33 protein-coding genes and 1 pseudogene are annotated in these 16,487 nt (G+C 50.6%); 33 read left to right on the forward strand and 1 reads right to left on the reverse strand.

From position 1 onward, the window contains the following. The 3 genes and pseudogenes from tuf to bfr all read left to right on the forward strand — a co-directional run. Window positions 1–134 (forward strand): annotated as a pseudogene (gene tuf, locus G9X48_RS01280) (elongation factor Tu); the annotation flags it as partial. A gap of 179 nt (window positions 135–313) precedes the next feature. Beyond that, complete coding sequence (gene bfd, locus G9X48_RS01285) at window positions 314–508, forward strand: bacterioferritin-associated ferredoxin (RefSeq protein ID WP_004387802.1); 195 nt, start codon at window positions 314–316, stop codon at window positions 506–508. 65 nt (window positions 509–573) lie between these two features. Further along, window positions 574–1,050: a bacterioferritin gene (gene bfr, locus G9X48_RS01290; protein ID WP_004387803.1), complete on the forward strand. Its 477-nt coding sequence runs from the start codon at window positions 574–576 to the stop codon at window positions 1,048–1,050. 3 nt (window positions 1,051–1,053) lie between these two features. Here the strand turns inward: bfr and G9X48_RS01295 are convergent, their stop codons facing one another. Continuing rightward, a complete protein-coding gene (locus G9X48_RS01295) occupies window positions 1,054–1,521 on the reverse strand; it encodes an A24 family peptidase (RefSeq protein ID WP_097641847.1) in 468 nt (155 codons plus the stop codon). 378 nt (window positions 1,522–1,899) lie between these two features. On the opposite strand from G9X48_RS01295, the gene rpsJ reads away from it, so the two are divergent. From rpsJ to zntR, 30 genes are all read left to right on the forward strand, one after another. After that, window positions 1,900–2,211: a 30S ribosomal protein S10 gene (rpsJ, locus tag G9X48_RS01300; protein WP_001181005.1), complete on the forward strand. Its 312-nt coding sequence runs from the start codon at window positions 1,900–1,902 to the stop codon at window positions 2,209–2,211. 32 nt (window positions 2,212–2,243) lie between these two features. Further along, on the forward strand, window positions 2,244–2,873 hold the full coding sequence (gene rplC, locus G9X48_RS01305) for a 50S ribosomal protein L3 (protein WP_007681261.1): 630 nt from the start codon (window positions 2,244–2,246) through the stop codon (window positions 2,871–2,873). A gap of 10 nt (window positions 2,874–2,883) precedes the next feature. Next, on the forward strand, window positions 2,884–3,489 hold the full coding sequence (gene rplD, locus G9X48_RS01310) for a 50S ribosomal protein L4 (RefSeq protein ID WP_000424395.1): 606 nt from the start codon (window positions 2,884–2,886) through the stop codon (window positions 3,487–3,489). Then, window positions 3,486–3,788 (forward strand): 50S ribosomal protein L23, encoded by a 303-nt coding sequence (gene rplW, locus G9X48_RS01315; protein ID WP_004388606.1) that lies wholly within the window; start codon window positions 3,486–3,488, stop codon window positions 3,786–3,788. Before rplD ends, rplW begins: the two co-directional genes overlap by 4 nt. Window positions 3,789–3,805: 17 nt before the next feature. Next, entirely contained in the window at window positions 3,806–4,627 is an 822-nt protein-coding gene (gene rplB / locus G9X48_RS01320; protein WP_000301864.1) for a 50S ribosomal protein L2, read from the forward strand. Between the two features lie 16 nt (window positions 4,628–4,643). Then, entirely contained in the window at window positions 4,644–4,922 is a 279-nt protein-coding gene (rpsS, locus tag G9X48_RS01325) for a 30S ribosomal protein S19 (protein ID WP_001138115.1), read from the forward strand. 13 nt (window positions 4,923–4,935) lie between these two features. Further along, window positions 4,936–5,268 carry a 50S ribosomal protein L22 gene (rplV, locus tag G9X48_RS01330; protein WP_000447529.1) on the forward strand — a complete coding sequence of 111 codons (333 nt, stop codon included), beginning with the start codon at window positions 4,936–4,938 and terminating at the stop codon, window positions 5,266–5,268. A 17-nt stretch (window positions 5,269–5,285) separates the two neighbouring features. Further along, window positions 5,286–5,987, forward strand: a complete 702-nt coding sequence (rpsC, locus tag G9X48_RS01335; RefSeq protein ID WP_004388607.1) for a 30S ribosomal protein S3 — start codon at window positions 5,286–5,288, stop codon at window positions 5,985–5,987. A 12-nt stretch (window positions 5,988–5,999) separates the two neighbouring features. Beyond that, on the forward strand, window positions 6,000–6,410 hold the full coding sequence (rplP, locus tag G9X48_RS01340; protein ID WP_004388608.1) for a 50S ribosomal protein L16: 411 nt from the start codon (window positions 6,000–6,002) through the stop codon (window positions 6,408–6,410). Next, window positions 6,410–6,601, forward strand: a complete 192-nt coding sequence (gene rpmC / locus G9X48_RS01345) for a 50S ribosomal protein L29 (protein ID WP_004388609.1) — start codon at window positions 6,410–6,412, stop codon at window positions 6,599–6,601. Before rplP ends, rpmC begins: the two co-directional genes overlap by 1 nt. Next, on the forward strand, window positions 6,601–6,855 hold the full coding sequence (gene rpsQ, locus G9X48_RS01350) for a 30S ribosomal protein S17 (protein ID WP_000130100.1): 255 nt from the start codon (window positions 6,601–6,603) through the stop codon (window positions 6,853–6,855). Before rpmC ends, rpsQ begins: the two co-directional genes overlap by 1 nt. Window positions 6,856–7,020: 165 nt before the next feature. Then, window positions 7,021–7,392 (forward strand): 50S ribosomal protein L14, encoded by a 372-nt coding sequence (rplN, locus tag G9X48_RS01355; protein ID WP_004388611.1) that lies wholly within the window; start codon window positions 7,021–7,023, stop codon window positions 7,390–7,392. A gap of 10 nt (window positions 7,393–7,402) precedes the next feature. Next, window positions 7,403–7,717, forward strand: a complete 315-nt coding sequence (rplX, locus tag G9X48_RS01360) for a 50S ribosomal protein L24 (protein ID WP_000729185.1) — start codon at window positions 7,403–7,405, stop codon at window positions 7,715–7,717. A 14-nt stretch (window positions 7,718–7,731) separates the two neighbouring features. Beyond that, complete coding sequence (rplE, locus tag G9X48_RS01365; protein WP_004388613.1) at window positions 7,732–8,271, forward strand: 50S ribosomal protein L5; 540 nt, start codon at window positions 7,732–7,734, stop codon at window positions 8,269–8,271. Between the two features lie 14 nt (window positions 8,272–8,285). Beyond that, entirely contained in the window at window positions 8,286–8,591 is a 306-nt protein-coding gene (gene rpsN / locus G9X48_RS01370) for a 30S ribosomal protein S14 (RefSeq protein WP_004388614.1), read from the forward strand. A gap of 33 nt (window positions 8,592–8,624) precedes the next feature. Beyond that, a complete protein-coding gene (gene rpsH / locus G9X48_RS01375) occupies window positions 8,625–9,017 on the forward strand; it encodes a 30S ribosomal protein S8 (protein WP_004388615.1) in 393 nt (130 codons plus the stop codon). 12 nt (window positions 9,018–9,029) lie between these two features. Next, on the forward strand, window positions 9,030–9,563 hold the full coding sequence (gene rplF / locus G9X48_RS01380) for a 50S ribosomal protein L6 (protein WP_004388616.1): 534 nt from the start codon (window positions 9,030–9,032) through the stop codon (window positions 9,561–9,563). A 9-nt stretch (window positions 9,564–9,572) separates the two neighbouring features. Next, window positions 9,573–9,926: a 50S ribosomal protein L18 gene (gene rplR / locus G9X48_RS01385; RefSeq protein WP_000358956.1), complete on the forward strand. Its 354-nt coding sequence runs from the start codon at window positions 9,573–9,575 to the stop codon at window positions 9,924–9,926. Between the two features lie 14 nt (window positions 9,927–9,940). Next, entirely contained in the window at window positions 9,941–10,441 is a 501-nt protein-coding gene (rpsE, locus tag G9X48_RS01390) for a 30S ribosomal protein S5 (protein WP_004388617.1), read from the forward strand. Between the two features lie 6 nt (window positions 10,442–10,447). After that, window positions 10,448–10,627 carry a 50S ribosomal protein L30 gene (rpmD, locus tag G9X48_RS01395; RefSeq protein ID WP_001140434.1) on the forward strand — a complete coding sequence of 60 codons (180 nt, stop codon included), beginning with the start codon at window positions 10,448–10,450 and terminating at the stop codon, window positions 10,625–10,627. Window positions 10,628–10,630: 3 nt separating this feature from the next. Next, entirely contained in the window at window positions 10,631–11,065 is a 435-nt protein-coding gene (gene rplO / locus G9X48_RS01400; RefSeq protein WP_004388618.1) for a 50S ribosomal protein L15, read from the forward strand. Window positions 11,066–11,072: 7 nt separating this feature from the next. Then, complete coding sequence (gene secY / locus G9X48_RS01405; protein ID WP_004388619.1) at window positions 11,073–12,404, forward strand: preprotein translocase subunit SecY; 1,332 nt, start codon at window positions 11,073–11,075, stop codon at window positions 12,402–12,404. Window positions 12,405–12,434: 30 nt separating this feature from the next. Next, the gene (rpmJ, locus tag G9X48_RS01410) at window positions 12,435–12,551 is read left to right on the forward strand and encodes a 50S ribosomal protein L36 (RefSeq protein WP_000868187.1); all 117 of its coding nucleotides are present in this window, start codon (window positions 12,435–12,437) and stop codon (window positions 12,549–12,551) included. Window positions 12,552–12,697: 146 nt separating this feature from the next. Beyond that, complete coding sequence (gene rpsM / locus G9X48_RS01415) at window positions 12,698–13,054, forward strand: 30S ribosomal protein S13 (protein WP_004388620.1); 357 nt, start codon at window positions 12,698–12,700, stop codon at window positions 13,052–13,054. Between the two features lie 16 nt (window positions 13,055–13,070). Continuing rightward, window positions 13,071–13,460: a 30S ribosomal protein S11 gene (gene rpsK, locus G9X48_RS01420; RefSeq protein WP_004388621.1), complete on the forward strand. Its 390-nt coding sequence runs from the start codon at window positions 13,071–13,073 to the stop codon at window positions 13,458–13,460. A gap of 31 nt (window positions 13,461–13,491) precedes the next feature. Beyond that, a complete protein-coding gene (gene rpsD / locus G9X48_RS01425; protein WP_004388622.1) occupies window positions 13,492–14,112 on the forward strand; it encodes a 30S ribosomal protein S4 in 621 nt (206 codons plus the stop codon). Window positions 14,113–14,137: 25 nt separating this feature from the next. Beyond that, entirely contained in the window at window positions 14,138–15,127 is a 990-nt protein-coding gene (rpoA, locus tag G9X48_RS01430) for a DNA-directed RNA polymerase subunit alpha (RefSeq protein WP_004388623.1), read from the forward strand. Between the two features lie 40 nt (window positions 15,128–15,167). Continuing rightward, window positions 15,168–15,554: a 50S ribosomal protein L17 gene (rplQ, locus tag G9X48_RS01435; RefSeq protein WP_004388624.1), complete on the forward strand. Its 387-nt coding sequence runs from the start codon at window positions 15,168–15,170 to the stop codon at window positions 15,552–15,554. A gap of 117 nt (window positions 15,555–15,671) precedes the next feature. Then, complete coding sequence (locus tag G9X48_RS01440) at window positions 15,672–16,040, forward strand: DUF1992 domain-containing protein (protein WP_097584411.1); 369 nt, start codon at window positions 15,672–15,674, stop codon at window positions 16,038–16,040. Then, complete coding sequence (gene zntR, locus G9X48_RS01445; RefSeq protein WP_014727934.1) at window positions 16,040–16,465, forward strand: Zn(2+)-responsive transcriptional regulator; 426 nt, start codon at window positions 16,040–16,042, stop codon at window positions 16,463–16,465. Before G9X48_RS01440 ends, zntR begins: the two co-directional genes overlap by 1 nt. Window positions 16,466–16,487 lie beyond the last annotated feature (22 nt).

A 16,487-nucleotide genomic window follows, 5' to 3' on the forward strand; every position in this document is an offset into this window, starting at 1 on the left:
TAATGCCGGGCGACAACATCAAAATGGTTGTTACCCTGATCCACCCGATCGCGATGGACGACGGTCTGCGTTTCGCAATCCGCGAAGGCGGCCGTACCGTTGGCGCGGGCGTGGTTGCTAAAGTTCTGGGCTAATTGCTACAGAATTGAAAAGGGCGCTTCGGCGCCCTTTTTTGTTTTATAAGGAAAAGTAGTTTGAAAACATTCGTGTCTTCAAAAGAAGCCCATTCTGCATCAGAAAACTCTACTCCAGTCTCGTTGTAATCGTAACTATTCTCATTTACACTCTGTGCATAAACTGAACGGGAGTCATCATGTACGTTTGTTTGTGTAACGGTATCAGTGATAAAAAAATACGGCAGGCGGTACGCCAGCACCATCCCCAGTCCTTCCAGCAGCTTCGTAAATTCATGCCGATTGGTAATCAGTGCGGCAAGTGTGTCCGTGCCGCGCGTGAAATTATGCAGGATGAACTGCTGCAGATTCCGGAATACCAGGAAATTGCGTAAGCTCAGATTTTGACTTCCTCGCCAGCCCATCTACGCTTCATGTAGTGGAAGCGGAGGGAAGCAAAATGAAAGGTGATATTAAGATAATAAATTATCTCAATAAATTATTGGGAAATGAGCTTGTCGCAATCAATCAGTACTTTCTCCATGCAAGAATGTTCAAAAACTGGGGCCTCATGCGCCTCAACGACGTTGAGTATCATGAATCCATTGATGAGATGAAGCACGCCGATATCTATATCGAGCGTATTCTCTTTCTTGAAGGTATCCCAAATCTTCAGGATCTTGGTAAGTTACACATTGGCGAAGACGTAGAAGAGATGCTGCGCTCCGATCTCAATCTTGAGATGGAAGGGGCGAAAGATCTGCGTGAAGCCATTGCCTATGCCGATTCAATTCATGACTACGTCAGCAGGGACATTATGATTAAAATCCTTGAAGACGAAGAGCATCACATTGACTGGCTGGAAACCGAACTGGATCTTATCGGTAAAATTGGCCTGCAGAATTACATTCAGTCCCAGATTAAAGAGCAGAGCTAACGTTCACAGAGTCAGTATCTGGAATGTGACGCCACTGCATACTAACCCCGCTATCGCCAGAAACGGCCCAAAAGGTAGCGGGGTTTTACGTACGGGTGCTTTGCCTTTTATGTAATAAACTATCAATGCGGCCGCAAGCCCAAGTAAAGAAGCAATGGTAAGTAGAACACCAAGCAGTTGCCATCCGTGCCAGGCGCCAAGCGCACCTAAAAATTTCACATCCCCATACCCCAACCCTTCATAACCACGCAGCCAACGATAAGCCCAGTAGAAAAAGCATAATGAAAGGTATCCGGCCAGCGCTCCGGTGACAGCATCCGCCAGATGCAGTGGCGCAAATATAAGCTGGTAAGAAAGCCCTATCCACAAGAGAGGGCAGGTAAGGTTGTCAGGTAGAAGACCGTCACACACATCTTTTACCACCAGACCCGCATTCAACAGCATATACGCTGAAATCCATATCGCGATCATTCTTGTTCCCTGAGTGCGCCTTCAATGAACTCATAACATACGCTTCCCGGAAGACACGCCAAACGGTGTTTATGCAACAATGCGCGTAGTTTCCATAAAAGAAATGAAGAGAATTGGCGTGATACACAGAATTGCGAGACAGTACGAAAGAATGTTTAATTTCTAATCAGCGCTTGCGTCAGCGCCAGATTTACGTATAATGCGCGGGCCTGTCATCAATGACGGCTGGTTCGATATGAACCCTGATAGCTTCTTTTTCGCTATCAAACAATGCCCCCAATCGGGGGGCTACGTAAGAACGATTACACTCTCCCATCAATCGTAATGGGTTCGAGGAGTAATCATTTTCGTCTATAAAATAATTGGAGCTCTGGTCTCATGCAGAACCAAAGAATCCGTATCCGCCTGAAAGCGTTTGATCATCGTCTGATCGATCAATCAACCGCGGAAATCGTCGAGACTGCTAAGCGCACTGGTGCGCAAGTCCGTGGTCCGATCCCGCTGCCGACCCGCAAAGAGCGCTTTACCGTTCTGATCTCCCCGCACGTTAACAAAGACGCGCGCGATCAGTACGAAATCCGCACTCACAAGCGTCTGGTTGACATCGTTGAGCCAACCGAGAAAACCGTTGATGCTCTGATGCGTCTGGATCTGGCTGCCGGTGTAGACGTGCAGATCAGCCTGGGTTAATCAGGTCATTGAGCGATTGAGAGGTTGAAACAATGATTGGTTTAGTCGGTAAAAAAGTGGGTATGACCCGCATCTTCACTGAAGAAGGCGTTTCTATCCCAGTAACCGTAATCGAAGTTGAAGCAAACCGCGTTACTCAGGTTAAAGACCTGGCTAACGACGGCTACCGCGCTGTGCAGGTTACCACCGGTGCTAAAAAAGCTAACCGCGTAACCAAGCCGGAAGCGGGTCACTTCGCTAAAGCTGGCGTAGAAGCTGGCCGTGGTCTGTGGGAATTCCGTCTCGCTGATGGCGAAGAATACACCGTAGGTCAGAGCATTAGCGTTGAGCTGTTTGCTGAAGTTAAAAAAGTTGACGTAACTGGCACCTCTAAAGGTAAAGGTTTCGCCGGTACCGTTAAGCGCTGGAACTTCCGTACCCAGGACGCTACCCACGGTAACTCCTTGTCTCACCGCGTTCCGGGTTCTATCGGTCAGAACCAGACTCCGGGCAAAGTGTTCAAAGGCAAGAAAATGGCAGGTCAGCTGGGTAACGAACGTGTAACCGTTCAGAGCCTGGACGTAGTACGTGTTGACGCTGAGCGCAACCTGCTGCTGGTTAAAGGTGCTGTCCCGGGTGCAACCGGTAGCGACCTGATCGTTAAACCAGCTGTGAAGGCGTGAGGAGATAGCAATGGAATTAGTACTGAAAGACGCGCAGAGCGCGCTGACTGTTTCCGAAACTACCTTCGGTCGTGATTTCAACGAAGCGCTGGTACACCAGGTTGTAGTTGCTTACGCAGCTGGTGCTCGTCAGGGTACTCGTGCTCAGAAGACCCGTGCTGAAGTAACTGGCTCCGGTAAAAAACCGTGGCGCCAGAAAGGTACCGGCCGTGCGCGTTCTGGTTCCATCAAGAGCCCGATCTGGCGCTCTGGTGGCGTGACCTTCGCTGCGCGTCCGCAGGACCACAGTCAAAAAGTTAACAAAAAGATGTACCGCGGCGCGCTGAAAAGCATCCTGTCCGAACTGGTACGTCAGGATCGTCTGATCGTTGTCGAGAAGTTCTCTGTAGAAGCGCCGAAAACCAAGCTGCTTGCACAGAAACTGAAAGACATGGCTCTGGAAGATGTGCTGATCATCACCGGTGAACTGGACGAAAACCTGTTCCTGGCCGCACGTAACCTGCACAAGGTTGACGTACGCGATGCTACAGGTATCGACCCGGTTAGCCTGATCGCCTTCGACAAAGTCGTAATGACTGCTGATGCTGTTAAGCAAGTTGAGGAGATGCTGGCATGATTCGTGAAGAACGTCTGCTGAAGGTGCTGCGCGCACCGCACGTTTCTGAAAAAGCGTCTACTGCGATGGAAAAAACCAACACCATCGTTCTCAAAGTTGCTAAAGACGCGACTAAAGCAGAAATCAAAGCTGCTGTGCAGAAACTGTTTGAAGTCGAAGTCGAAGTCGTTAACACCCTGGTAGTTAAAGGGAAAGTTAAACGTCACGGACAGCGTATCGGTCGTCGTAGCGACTGGAAAAAAGCTTACGTCACCCTGAAAGAAGGCCAGAATCTGGACTTCATCGGCGGCGCTGAGTAAGTCGGAGGAGTAATACAATGGCAGTTGTTAAATGTAAACCGACATCTCCGGGTCGTCGCCACGTAGTTAAAGTGGTTAACCCTGAGCTGCACAAGGGCAAACCTTTTGCTCCGTTGCTGGAAAAAAACAGCAAATCCGGTGGTCGTAACAACAATGGCCGTATCACCACTCGTCACATCGGTGGTGGTCACAAACAGGCCTACCGTATTGTTGACTTCAAACGCAACAAAGACGGTATCCCGGCAGTTGTTGAACGTCTTGAGTACGACCCGAACCGCTCCGCGAACATCGCGCTGGTTCTGTACAAAGACGGCGAGCGCCGTTACATCCTGGCCCCTAAAGGCCTGAAAGCTGGCGACCAGATTCAGTCTGGCGTTGATGCTGCAATCAAACCAGGTAACACCCTGCCGATGCGCAACATCCCGGTTGGTTCTACTGTTCACAACGTAGAAATGAAACCAGGTAAAGGCGGTCAGCTGGCGCGTTCTGCTGGTACCTATGTTCAGATCGTTGCTCGTGACGGTGCTTATGTCACCCTGCGTCTGCGTTCTGGCGAAATGCGTAAAGTGGAAGCTGACTGCCGCGCGACTCTGGGCGAAGTTGGTAACGCTGAGCATATGCTGCGCGTTCTGGGTAAAGCAGGTGCTGCACGCTGGCGTGGTGTTCGTCCGACCGTTCGCGGTACGGCGATGAACCCGGTGGATCACCCACATGGTGGTGGTGAAGGTCGTAACTTTGGTAAGCACCCGGTAACTCCGTGGGGCGTTCAGACCAAAGGTAAGAAGACCCGCAGCAACAAGCGTACTGATAAATTCATCGTACGTCGCCGTAGCAAATAATTTTAGAGGATAAGCCATGCCACGTTCTCTCAAGAAAGGTCCTTTTATTGACCTGCACTTGCTGAAGAAGGTAGAGAAAGCGGTGGAAAGCGGTGACAAGAAGCCCCTGCGCACTTGGTCCCGTCGTTCAACGATCTTTCCAAACATGATCGGTTTGACCATCGCTGTCCATAATGGTCGTCAGCACGTTCCAGTATTTGTTTCCGACGAAATGGTCGGCCACAAACTGGGTGAATTCGCACCGACCCGTACTTATCGCGGTCACGCGGCTGATAAAAAAGCCAAGAAGAAATAAGTAGGAGGAAGAGATGGAAACTATCGCTAAACATCGCCATGCTCGTTCTTCTGCTCAGAAGGTTCGCCTGGTGGCTGACCTGATTCGCGGTAAGAAAGTGTCGCAGGCTCTGGATATTCTGACCTACACCAATAAGAAAGCGGCTGTATTGGTTAAGAAAGTCCTGGAATCTGCCATTGCTAACGCTGAACACAACGATGGCGCTGACATTGACGATCTGAAAGTCACGAAAATTTTCGTAGACGAAGGCCCGAGCATGAAACGCATTATGCCGCGTGCGAAAGGTCGTGCAGATCGCATTCTGAAGCGCACCAGCCACATCACTGTGGTTGTGTCCGATCGCTGAGACTCTGGAGACTAGCAATGGGTCAGAAAGTACATCCTAATGGTATTCGCCTGGGTATTGTAAAACCATGGAACTCTACCTGGTTCGCGAACACCAAAGAATTCGCTGACAACCTGGACAGCGACTTTAAAGTTCGTCAGTACCTGAACAAGGAACTGGCTAAAGCGTCTGTATCTCGTATCGTTATCGAGCGTCCGGCTAAAAGCATTCGTGTGACCATTCACACTGCTCGCCCGGGTATCGTTATCGGTAAGAAAGGTGAAGACGTCGAAAAACTGCGTAAGGGCGTAGCGGACATCGCTGGCGTGCCTGCACAGATCAATATCGCCGAAGTTCGTAAACCTGAACTGGACGCAAAACTGGTTGCTGACAGCATCACTTCTCAGCTGGAACGTCGTGTTATGTTCCGTCGTGCTATGAAGCGTGCTGTACAGAACGCCATGCGTCTGGGCGCTAAAGGTATCAAAGTTGAAGTTAGCGGCCGTCTGGGCGGCGCTGAGATCGCACGTACCGAATGGTACCGTGAAGGTCGCGTTCCGCTGCACACTCTGCGCGCTGACATCGACTACAACACCTCCGAAGCGCACACCACTTACGGTGTAATCGGCGTTAAAGTGTGGATCTTCAAAGGTGAGATCCTTGGTGGTATGGCTGCTGTTGAACAACCGGAAAAACCGGCTGCTCAACCGAAAAAGCAGCAGCGTAAAGGCCGTAAATAAGGAGCGTCGCTGATGTTACAACCAAAGCGTACAAAATTCCGTAAAGTGCACAAAGGCCGCAACCGTGGTCTGGCGCAGGGTACGGATGTTAGCTTCGGCACTTACGGTCTTAAAGCTGTTGGCCGTGGTCGTCTGACTGCCCGTCAGATCGAAGCAGCACGTCGTGCAATGACCCGTGCAGTTAAGCGTCAGGGTAAGATCTGGATCCGTGTATTCCCGGACAAACCGATCACCGAGAAGCCGCTGGAAGTGCGTATGGGTAAAGGTAAAGGTAACGTAGAGTATTGGGTTGCCTTGATTCAGCCGGGTAAAGTCCTGTACGAAATGGACGGTGTGCCGGAAGAGCTGGCCCGTGAAGCATTCAAGCTGGCAGCAGCGAAACTGCCGATTAAAACCACCTTTGTAACTAAGACGGTGATGTAATGAAAGCAAAAGAGCTGCGTGAGAAGAGTGTTGAAGAGCTGAACACCGAGCTGCTTAACCTGCTGCGCGAGCAGTTCAACCTGCGTATGCAGGCTGCAAGTGGCCAGCTGCAACAGACTCACCTGTTGAAGCAAGTGCGTCGTGATGTCGCACGCGTTAAGACTTTACTGACTGAGAAGGCGGGTGCGTAATGACCGATAAAATCCGTACTCTGCAAGGTCGCGTTGTTAGCGACAAAATGGAGAAATCCATTGTTGTTGCCATCGAGCGTTTTGTGAAACACCCGATCTACGGTAAATTCATTAAGCGTACGACCAAACTGCACGTACATGACGAGAACAACGAATGCGGTATCGGTGACGTGGTTGAAATCCGCGAATGCCGTCCGCTGTCCAAGACTAAGTCCTGGACGCTGGTTCGCGTTGTAGAGAAAGCGGTTCTGTAATAGAGTAGCGCTCTCTAACAGAATAAACGGCTCAGCGATGAGCCGTTTATTTTTTCTACCCATATCCTGTGAGCGGTGTTATAATGCCGCGCCCTCGATTATGGGGATTTTTAACGACCTGAAGTTAGGTCCCGAAGTAGTAGTTGACATTAGCGGAGCACTGAAATGATCCAAGAACAGACTATGCTGAACGTCGCCGACAACTCCGGCGCGCGTCGCGTAATGTGTATCAAGGTTCTGGGTGGCTCGCACCGTCGCTACGCAGGCGTCGGCGATATCATCAAAATTACCATCAAGGAAGCAATTCCGCGCGGTAAAGTTAAAAAAGGTGATGTGCTGAAGGCGGTAGTGGTGCGCACCAAGAAGGGTGTTCGTCGCCCTGACGGTTCTGTCGTTCGCTTCGATGGCAATGCTTGTGTTCTTCTGAACAACAACAGCGAGCAGCCTATCGGTACGCGTATTTTTGGGCCGGTAACTCGTGAACTTCGTTCTGAGAAGTTTATGAAAATCATCTCTCTGGCACCAGAAGTACTCTAAGGAGCGAATCATGGCAGCGAAAATCCGTCGTGATGACGAAGTTATCGTGTTAACCGGTAAAGATAAAGGTAAACGCGGTAAAGTAAAAAATGTCCTGTCTTCCGGCAAGGTCATTGTTGAAGGTATCAACCTGGTTAAGAAACATCAGAAGCCGGTTCCGGCCCTGAACCAACCGGGTGGCATCGTTGAAAAAGAAGCTGCTATTCAGGTTTCTAACGTTGCAATCTTCAATGCGGCAACCGGCAAGGCTGACCGTGTAGGCTTTAGATTCGAAGACGGCAAAAAAGTCCGTTTCTTCAAGTCTAACAGCGAAACTATCAAGTAATTTGGAGTAGTACGATGGCGAAACTGCATGATTACTACAAAGACGAAGTAGTTAAAAAACTGATGACTCAGTTCAACTACAATTCTGTCATGCAAGTCCCTCGGGTCGAGAAGATCACCCTGAACATGGGTGTTGGTGAAGCGATCGCTGACAAGAAACTGCTGGATAACGCAGCAGCTGACCTGGCAGCAATCTCCGGTCAAAAACCGCTGATCACCAAAGCACGCAAATCAGTTGCAGGCTTCAAAATCCGTCAGGGCTATCCGATCGGCTGTAAAGTAACTCTGCGTGGCGAACGCATGTGGGAGTTCTTTGAGCGCCTGATCACTATTGCTGTACCGCGTATTCGTGACTTCCGCGGCCTGTCCGCTAAGTCTTTCGACGGTCGTGGCAATTACAGCATGGGTGTCCGTGAGCAGATTATCTTCCCGGAAATCGACTATGACAAAGTCGATCGCGTTCGTGGTTTGGATATTACCATTACCACTACTGCGAAATCTGATGAAGAAGGCCGTGCTCTGCTGGCTGCCTTTGACTTCCCGTTCCGCAAGTAAGGTAGGGTTACTTCATGGCTAAGCAATCAATGAAAGCACGCGAAGTAAAGCGCGTAGCTTTAGCTGAAAAATACTTCGCTAAACGCGCTGAACTGAAAGCGATCATTTCTGATGTGAACGCTTCCGACGAAGATCGTTGGAACGCTGTTCTGAAGCTGCAGACTCTGCCGCGTGATTCCAGCCCGTCTCGTCAGCGTAACCGCTGCCGTCAAACTGGTCGTCCGCACGCTTTCCTGCGGAAGTTCGGGTTGAGCCGTATCAAGGTCCGTGAAGCCGCTATGCGCGGTGAAATCCCGGGTCTGAAAAAGGCTAGCTGGTAATTGTCACCAATTGAATCACGGGAGTAAAGACAGATGAGCATGCAAGATCCGATCGCGGATATGCTGACCCGTATCCGTAACGGTCAGGCCGCGAACAAAGCTGCGGTCACCATGCCTTCCTCCAAGCTGAAAGTGGCAATCGCCAACGTGCTGAAGGAAGAAGGTTTTATTGAAGATTTTAAAGTTGAAGGCGACACCAAGCCGGAACTGGAACTGACTCTCAAGTATTTCCAGGGTAAAGCTGTTGTAGAAAGCATTCAGCGTGTCAGCCGCCCAGGTCTGCGCATCTATAAGAAAAAAGATGAGCTGCCGAAAGTTATGGCCGGCCTGGGTATCGCGGTTATTTCTACCTCTAAAGGTGTTATGACTGATCGTGCAGCGCGCCAGGCTGGTCTTGGTGGCGAAATTATCTGCTACGTAGCCTAATCGGAGGAAAAAATGTCTCGTGTTGCTAAAGCACCGGTCGTTATTCCTGCCGGCGTTGATGTAAAACTCAACGGTCAGGTTATCACGATCAAAGGTAAAAACGGCGAGCTGACTCGTACTCTCAACGATGCTGTTGAAGTTAAACATGCAGATAATGCTCTGACTTTCGGTCCGCGTGATGGTTACGCAGACGGTTGGGCTCAGGCTGGTACCGCGCGTGCCCTGCTGAATTCAATGGTTATCGGTGTTACCGAAGGCTTCACTAAGAAGCTGCAGCTGGTTGGTGTAGGTTATCGTGCAGCGATCAAAGGGAACGTAGTAAACCTGTCTCTGGGTTTCTCACACCCTGTTGATCATCAGCTGCCTGCGGGTATCACTGCAGAATGTCCGTCTCAGACTGAAATCGTGCTGAAAGGCGCTGATAAACAGCTGATCGGCCAGGTTGCTGCTGACCTGCGCGCCTACCGTCGTCCTGAGCCTTACAAAGGCAAGGGTGTTCGTTACGCCGACGAAGTCGTGCGTACCAAAGAGGCTAAGAAGAAGTAAGGTAACACTATGGATAAGAAATCTGCTCGTATCCGTCGTGCGACCCGCGCACGTCGCAAGCTCAAAGAGCTTGGTGCGACCCGCCTGGTGGTACATCGTACCCCGCGTCATATTTACGCACAGGTAATCGCCCCGAACGGTTCTGAAGTTCTGGTAGCCGCTTCTACTGTAGAAAAAGCTATCGCTGAGCAACTGAAGTACACTGGAAACAAAGACGCCGCTGCTGCAGTTGGTAAAGCTGTTGCTGAGCGCGCGCTGGAAAAAGGCATCAAAGATGTTTCTTTTGACCGCTCTGGTTTCCAATATCATGGTCGTGTCCAGGCACTGGCAGATGCTGCCCGTGAAGCTGGCCTTCAGTTCTAAGGTAGAGGTGTAAGATGGCTCACATCGAAAAACAAGCTGGCGAACTGCAGGAAAAGCTGATCGCGGTAAACCGCGTATCTAAAACCGTAAAAGGTGGTCGTATTTTTAGCTTTACCGCTCTGACTGTAGTCGGTGATGGCAACGGCCGCGTTGGTTTTGGTTACGGTAAAGCACGCGAAGTTCCGGCAGCGATCCAGAAAGCGATGGAAAAAGCTCGTCGCAATATGATTAACGTCGCGCTGAACCACGGCACCCTGCAGCACCCGGTTAAAGGTGCTCACACGGGTTCTCGTGTATTCATGCAGCCGGCTTCCGAAGGTACCGGTATCATCGCCGGTGGTGCAATGCGCGCCGTTCTGGAAGTCGCTGGGGTTCATAACGTTCTGGCTAAAGCCTATGGTTCCACTAACCCGATCAACGTGGTTCGTGCGACTATTGATGGCCTGGCCAACATGAAGTCCCCGGAAATGGTCGCTGCCAAGCGTGGTAAATCCGTTGAAGAAATTCTGGGGTAATTGACCATGGCAAAGACTATTAAAATCACTCAAACCCGCAGTGCAATCGGTCGTCTGCCGAAACACAAGGCAACGCTGCTTGGCCTGGGTCTGCGTCGTATTGGTCACACCGTTGAGCGCGAGGATACTCCTGCTGTTCGCGGTATGGTCAACGCGGTTTCCTTCATGGTTAAAGTTGAGGAGTAAGAGATGCGTTTAAATACTCTGTCTCCGGCCGAAGGCTCCAAAAAGGCGGGTAAACGCCTGGGTCGTGGTATCGGTTCTGGCCTCGGTAAAACCGGTGGTCGTGGTCACAAAGGTCAGAAATCTCGTTCTGGCGGTGGCGTACGTCGCGGTTTCGAGGGTGGTCAGATGCCTCTGTACCGTCGTCTGCCGAAATTCGGTTTCACTTCTCGTAAAGCAATGATCACTGCAGAAGTTCGTCTGTCTGATCTGGCTAAAGTAGAAGGCGACGTAGTAGACCTGAACACGCTGAAAGCGGCAAACATTATCGGCATCCAGATCGAATTCGCGAAAGTGATTCTGGCTGGTGAAGTTACTCGTCCGGTAACTGTTCGTGGCCTGCGTGTGACTAAAGGCGCTCGTGCTGCTATCGAAGCTGCTGGCGGTAAAATCGAGGAATAAGTAGCAGATGGCTAAACAACCGGGATTAGATTTTCAAAGTGCCAAAGGTGGCCTTGGCGAGCTGAAACGCAGACTGCTGTTTGTTATCGGTGCGCTGATTGTGTTCCGAATTGGCTCTTTTATTCCAATCCCTGGTATTGATGCCGCTGTACTTGCCAAACTGCTTGAGCAACAGCGTGGCACCATCATTGAAATGTTCAACATGTTCTCTGGTGGTGCTCTTAGCCGTGCTTCTATTTTCGCTCTGGGTATTATGCCGTATATTTCGGCCTCTATTATTATCCAGCTGTTGACCGTCGTTCACCCGACGCTGGCAGAAATGAAGAAAGAAGGGGAGTCTGGTCGTCGTAAGATCAGCCAGTACACCCGCTACGGTACTCTGGTGCTGGCAATATTTCAGTCGATCGGTATCGCTACCGGTCTGCCGAATATGCCTGGTATGCAAGGCCTGGTAATTAATCCGGGCTTTGCATTCTATTTCACCGCTGTTGTGAGTCTGGTTACCGGGACAATGTTCCTGATGTGGCTGGGCGAACAGATTACTGAACGCGGTATCGGTAACGGTATCTCAATCATAATCTTCGCTGGTATCGTTGCGGGACTTCCGCCGGCCATTGGCCATACCATCGAGCAAGCGCGGCAAGGCGACCTGCACTTCCTCCTGTTGCTGTTGGTTGCAGTATTAGTATTCGCAGTGACTTTCTTTGTTGTGTTTGTTGAGCGTGGTCAGCGCCGTATCGTCGTTAACTATGCGAAACGTCAGCAAGGTCGTCGTGTCTATGCTGCACAGAGCACACATTTACCGCTGAAAGTGAACATGGCTGGGGTTATTCCGGCGATTTTCGCTTCCAGTATTATTCTGTTCCCGGCGACCATCGCGTCATGGTTCGGGGGCGGTACTGGTTGGAACTGGCTGACAACAATTTCGCTGTATTTGCAGCCTGGGCAACCGCTTTATGTGTTACTCTATGCGTCTGCAATCATCTTCTTCTGTTTCTTCTACACGGCGTTGGTTTTCAACCCGCGTGAGACAGCAGATAACCTGAAGAAGTCCGGTGCATTTGTACCAGGAATTCGTCCGGGAGAACAAACGGCGAAGTATATCGATAAAGTAATGACACGCCTGACTCTGGTTGGCGCGCTGTATATTACTTTCATTTGCCTGATCCCGGAGTTCATGCGTGATGCAATGAAAGTTCCGTTCTATTTCGGTGGGACGTCCTTACTTATCGTTGTTGTTGTCATCATGGACTTTATGGCTCAAGTGCAAACTCTGATGATGTCTAGTCAGTATGAGTCTGCATTGAAGAAAGCGAACCTCAAAGGCTATGGCCGTTAATGGTCGCTTGAGAAGTTACGGAGAGTAAAAATGAAAGTTCGTGCTTCCGTCAAGAAATTATGCCGTAACTGCAAAATCGTTAAGCGTGATGGCGTCATCCGTGTGATTTGCAGTGCCGAGCCGAAGCATAAACAGCGTCAAGGCTGATTATCTCGCATATTTTTCTTGCAAAGTTGGGTTGAGCTGGCTAGATTAGCCAGCCAATCTTTTGTATGTCTGTGCGTTTCCATTTGAGTATCCTGAAAACGGGCTTTTCAGCATGGGACGCATAATCAATATAGTAGGAGTGCATAGTGGCCCGTATAGCAGGCATTAACATTCCTGATCATAAGCATGCCGTAATCGCATTAACTTCGATCTACGGTATCGGCAAAACCCGTTCTAAAGCTATCCTGGCTGCAGTGGGTTTCGCTGAAGATGTTAAGATCAGTGAGCTGTCTGAAGAACAAATCGACACGCTGCGTGACGAAGTTGCCAAATTTGTCGTTGAAGGTGATCTGCGCCGTGAAGTGAGTATGAGCATCAAGCGCCTGATGGATCTTGGTTGCTATCGCGGTTTGCGTCATCGTCGTGGTCTCCCGGTTCGCGGTCAGCGTACCAAGACCAACGCACGTACCCGTAAGGGTCCGCGCAAACCGATCAAGAAATAATCGGGGTGATTGAATAATGGCAAAGGCACCAGTTCGTGCACGTAAACGTGTAAGAAAACAAGTCTCTGACGGCGTGGCTCATATCCATGCTTCTTTCAACAACACCATCGTTACTATTACTGATCGTCAAGGTAACGCTCTGGGTTGGGCAACTGCCGGTGGTTCCGGTTTCCGTGGTTCTCGCAAATCCACTCCGTTCGCAGCTCAGGTTGCAGCAGAGCGTTGCGCAGAAGCCGTGAAAGAATACGGTATCAAGAACCTGGAAGTTATGGTTAAGGGACCGGGTCCGGGCCGCGAATCTACTATTCGTGCTCTGAACGCCGCTGGTTTCCGCATCACTAATATTACTGATGTGACTCCGATCCCTCACAACGGTTGTCGTCCGCCGAAAAAACGTCGCGTATAACGCCCGTTTTTAGGAATGTTGGAGAAAGAAAATGGCAAGATATTTGGGTCCTAAGCTCAAGCTGAGCCGTCGCGAGGGCACAGACCTGTTCCTTAAGTCTGGCGTTCGCGCGATCGATACCAAGTGTAAAATTGAACAAGCTCCTGGCCAGCACGGTGCGCGTAAACCGCGTCTGTCTGACTATGGTGTGCAGTTGCGTGAAAAGCAAAAAGTTCGCCGTATCTACGGTGTGCTGGAGCGTCAGTTCCGTAACTACTATAAAGAAGCCGCGCGTCTGAAAGGCAACACCGGTGAAAACCTGTTGGCTCTGCTGGAAGGTCGTCTGGACAACGTTGTATACCGTATGGGCTTCGGTGCCACTCGTGCAGAAGCACGTCAGCTGGTTAGCCATAAAGCCATCATGGTAAACGGTCGTGTTGTTAACATCGCTTCTTACCAGGTTAGTCCGAACGACGTAGTCAGCGTTCGTGAGAAAGCGAAAAAGCAGTCTCGCGTGAAAGCCGCTCTGGAGCTGGCTGAGCAGCGTGAAAAGCCAACCTGGCTGGAAGTTGATGCTGGCAAGATGGAAGGTACCTTCAAGCGTAAGCCTGAGCGCACCGATCTGTCTGCGGACATTAACGAACACCTGATCGTCGAGCTTTACTCCAAGTAAAGCTTAGTACCAAAGAGAGGACACAATGCAGGGTTCTGTGACAGAGTTTCTAAAACCGCGCCTGGTAGATATCGAGCAAGTGAGTTCGACGCACGCCAAGGTGACCCTTGAGCCTTTAGAGCGTGGCTTTGGCCATACTCTGGGTAACGCACTGCGCCGTATTCTGCTTTCATCGATGCCGGGTTGCGCGGTGACCGAGGTTGAGATTGATGGTGTACTGCACGAGTACAGCACCAAAGAAGGCGTTCAGGAAGATATCCTGGAAATCCTGCTCAACCTGAAAGGGCTGGCGGTGAGAGTTCAGGGTAAAGATGAAGTCGTACTTACTCTGAATAAATCTGGCATTGGCCCTGTAACCGCAGCCGACATCACCCACGACGGTGATGTCGAAATCGTCAAGCCGCAGCACGTGATCTGCCACCTGACCGATGAAAACGCATCTATCAGCATGCGTATCAAAGTTCAGCGCGGTCGTGGTTATGTGCCGGCGTCTGCCCGAATTCATTCGGAAGAAGATGAGCGCCCAATCGGCCGTCTGCTGGTCGACGCTTGCTACAGCCCTGTAGAACGTATCGCCTACAATGTTGAAGCAGCGCGTGTAGAACAGCGTACCGACCTGGACAAGCTGGTCATCGAAATGGAAACCAACGGCACAATCGATCCTGAAGAGGCGATTCGTCGTGCGGCGACCATTCTGGCTGAACAACTTGAAGCTTTCGTTGACTTACGTGATGTACGTCAGCCGGAAGTTAAAGAAGAGAAACCAGAATTCGATCCGATCCTGCTGCGCCCTGTTGACGATCTGGAATTGACTGTCCGCTCTGCTAACTGCCTTAAGGCAGAAGCTATCCACTATATCGGTGATCTGGTACAGCGTACCGAGGTTGAGCTGCTCAAAACGCCTAACCTTGGTAAAAAATCTCTTACTGAGATTAAAGACGTGCTGGCCTCCCGTGGTCTGTCTCTGGGCATGCGCCTGGAAAACTGGCCACCGGCAAGCATTGCTGACGAGTAACCGGATCACAGGTTAAGGTTTTACTGAGAAGGATAAGGTCATGCGCCATCGTAAGAGTGGTCGTCAACTGAACCGCAACAGCAGCCATCGCCAGGCTATGTTCCGCAACATGGCAGGTTCTCTGGTTCGTCATGAAATCATCAAGACGACCCTGCCGAAAGCGAAAGAGCTGCGTCGCGTAGTTGAGCCGCTGATTACTCTTGCCAAGACTGATAGCGTTGCTAATCGTCGTCTGGCATTCGCCCGCACTCGTGATAACGAGATCGTGGCAAAACTGTTTAACGAGCTGGGCCCGCGTTTCGCGAGCCGTGCCGGTGGTTACACTCGCATTCTGAAGTGTGGCTTCCGTGCTGGTGACAACGCTCCGATGGCATACATCGAGCTGGTTGATCGCGCCGAGCCGCAAGCAGAAGCAGCTGCAGAGTAATTTGCAGTGAAGTGAAAAAACCCGCCTCGGCGGGTTTTTTTATATCTGTTGTTCTTTGTGCCAATCGCCTATGCTTCATTCTCGTTCTTCTTTCTCATTCCCTGTCAGGAGGCCGCTATGTGGTTAATGGACCAGTGGGCTGAGCGCCATATTCTGGAAGCCCAACAAAAAGGCGAATTCGACAATCTACCCGGTACTGGCGAGCCGTTAGTGCTGGATGACGATTCACATCTTTCCCCGGAGCTACGCGTGGGTTATCGACTGCTGAAAAATGCAGGCTTTCTTCCTCCCGAACTTGAAGCGCGGAAAGAAGCTCTGATGCTTAACGATCTGCTGGCGGAGATTAACGAGCATCACCCGGATTACCACCACGTTTGTAAAAGACTGACGCTACTTGAGCTGAAGTTAAAACAAGCTGGACTTAGTACTAACTTTTTACATGGCAGTTATGCCCGCGCCGTCGCCAGTAAAATGGAGGAGCAATAATGTACCGTATCGGAGAGCTTGCTCGTCTGGCTGACGTCACGCCTGACACCGTGCGTTACTATGAAAAACAAAAGATGATGGAGCATGAAGTCCGCACCGAAGGTGGTTTCCGGCTCTATACAGAAAACGATTTGCGGCGCCTGCGCTTTATCAGACACGCGCGGCAGCTTGGCTTTACGCTTGAGGCGATACGTGAGCTGTTATCGATCCGTATCGATCCTGAGCATCATACCTGTCAGGAGTCCAAAAGCATTGTCCAGGCGCGCCTGCATGAAGTGGACAGCCGGATACAGGAATTACAAAACATGCGCGCTTCGCTGCAAAAGCTAAATGATGCGTGCTGCGGAACGGCACACAGCAGTGTTTATTGCTCGATCCTGGAGACACTCGAGCAAGGCGCCAATGGAGAGAACGGCCAACATTGATCTTTTTTCTGAGCAAGCCTAC

This window comes from Cronobacter sp. HA18006 (genome assembly GCF_011605445.1).
In the GTDB taxonomy this organism is placed as follows: Bacteria; Pseudomonadota; Gammaproteobacteria; order Enterobacterales; family Enterobacteriaceae; genus Cronobacter; species Cronobacter sakazakii.

Excerpts from the sequence above, each read along its gene's own strand:
- bfd (WP_004387802.1), top strand. The coding sequence starts at position 314 with ATGTACGTTTGTTTGTGTAACGGTATCAGTGATAAAAAAATACGGCAG.
- bfr (WP_004387803.1), top strand. The coding sequence starts at position 574 with ATGAAAGGTGATATTAAGATAATAAATTATCTCAATAAATTATTGGGA.
- G9X48_RS01295 (WP_097641847.1), bottom strand. The coding sequence starts at position 1,521 with ATGATCGCGATATGGATTTCAGCGTATATGCTGTTGAATGCGGGTCTG.
- rpsJ (WP_001181005.1), top strand. The coding sequence starts at position 1,900 with ATGCAGAACCAAAGAATCCGTATCCGCCTGAAAGCGTTTGATCATCGT.
- rplC (WP_007681261.1), top strand. The coding sequence starts at position 2,244 with ATGATTGGTTTAGTCGGTAAAAAAGTGGGTATGACCCGCATCTTCACT.
- rplD (WP_000424395.1), top strand. The coding sequence starts at position 2,884 with ATGGAATTAGTACTGAAAGACGCGCAGAGCGCGCTGACTGTTTCCGAA.
- rplW (WP_004388606.1), top strand. The coding sequence starts at position 3,486 with ATGATTCGTGAAGAACGTCTGCTGAAGGTGCTGCGCGCACCGCACGTT.
- rplB (WP_000301864.1), top strand. The coding sequence starts at position 3,806 with ATGGCAGTTGTTAAATGTAAACCGACATCTCCGGGTCGTCGCCACGTA.
- rpsS (WP_001138115.1), top strand. The coding sequence starts at position 4,644 with ATGCCACGTTCTCTCAAGAAAGGTCCTTTTATTGACCTGCACTTGCTG.
- rplV (WP_000447529.1), top strand. The coding sequence starts at position 4,936 with ATGGAAACTATCGCTAAACATCGCCATGCTCGTTCTTCTGCTCAGAAG.
- rpsC (WP_004388607.1), top strand. The coding sequence starts at position 5,286 with ATGGGTCAGAAAGTACATCCTAATGGTATTCGCCTGGGTATTGTAAAA.
- rplP (WP_004388608.1), top strand. The coding sequence starts at position 6,000 with ATGTTACAACCAAAGCGTACAAAATTCCGTAAAGTGCACAAAGGCCGC.
- rpmC (WP_004388609.1), top strand. The coding sequence starts at position 6,410 with ATGAAAGCAAAAGAGCTGCGTGAGAAGAGTGTTGAAGAGCTGAACACC.
- rpsQ (WP_000130100.1), top strand. The coding sequence starts at position 6,601 with ATGACCGATAAAATCCGTACTCTGCAAGGTCGCGTTGTTAGCGACAAA.
- rplN (WP_004388611.1), top strand. The coding sequence starts at position 7,021 with ATGATCCAAGAACAGACTATGCTGAACGTCGCCGACAACTCCGGCGCG.
- rplX (WP_000729185.1), top strand. The coding sequence starts at position 7,403 with ATGGCAGCGAAAATCCGTCGTGATGACGAAGTTATCGTGTTAACCGGT.
- rplE (WP_004388613.1), top strand. The coding sequence starts at position 7,732 with ATGGCGAAACTGCATGATTACTACAAAGACGAAGTAGTTAAAAAACTG.
- rpsN (WP_004388614.1), top strand. The coding sequence starts at position 8,286 with ATGGCTAAGCAATCAATGAAAGCACGCGAAGTAAAGCGCGTAGCTTTA.
- rpsH (WP_004388615.1), top strand. The coding sequence starts at position 8,625 with ATGAGCATGCAAGATCCGATCGCGGATATGCTGACCCGTATCCGTAAC.
- rplF (WP_004388616.1), top strand. The coding sequence starts at position 9,030 with ATGTCTCGTGTTGCTAAAGCACCGGTCGTTATTCCTGCCGGCGTTGAT.
- rplR (WP_000358956.1), top strand. The coding sequence starts at position 9,573 with ATGGATAAGAAATCTGCTCGTATCCGTCGTGCGACCCGCGCACGTCGC.
- rpsE (WP_004388617.1), top strand. The coding sequence starts at position 9,941 with ATGGCTCACATCGAAAAACAAGCTGGCGAACTGCAGGAAAAGCTGATC.
- rpmD (WP_001140434.1), top strand. The coding sequence starts at position 10,448 with ATGGCAAAGACTATTAAAATCACTCAAACCCGCAGTGCAATCGGTCGT.
- rplO (WP_004388618.1), top strand. The coding sequence starts at position 10,631 with ATGCGTTTAAATACTCTGTCTCCGGCCGAAGGCTCCAAAAAGGCGGGT.
- secY (WP_004388619.1), top strand. The coding sequence starts at position 11,073 with ATGGCTAAACAACCGGGATTAGATTTTCAAAGTGCCAAAGGTGGCCTT.
- rpmJ (WP_000868187.1), top strand. The coding sequence starts at position 12,435 with ATGAAAGTTCGTGCTTCCGTCAAGAAATTATGCCGTAACTGCAAAATC.
- rpsK (WP_004388621.1), top strand. The coding sequence starts at position 13,071 with ATGGCAAAGGCACCAGTTCGTGCACGTAAACGTGTAAGAAAACAAGTC.
- rpsD (WP_004388622.1), top strand. The coding sequence starts at position 13,492 with ATGGCAAGATATTTGGGTCCTAAGCTCAAGCTGAGCCGTCGCGAGGGC.
- rpoA (WP_004388623.1), top strand. The coding sequence starts at position 14,138 with ATGCAGGGTTCTGTGACAGAGTTTCTAAAACCGCGCCTGGTAGATATC.
- rplQ (WP_004388624.1), top strand. The coding sequence starts at position 15,168 with ATGCGCCATCGTAAGAGTGGTCGTCAACTGAACCGCAACAGCAGCCAT.
- G9X48_RS01440 (WP_097584411.1), top strand. The coding sequence starts at position 15,672 with ATGTGGTTAATGGACCAGTGGGCTGAGCGCCATATTCTGGAAGCCCAA.
- zntR (WP_014727934.1), top strand. The coding sequence starts at position 16,040 with ATGTACCGTATCGGAGAGCTTGCTCGTCTGGCTGACGTCACGCCTGAC.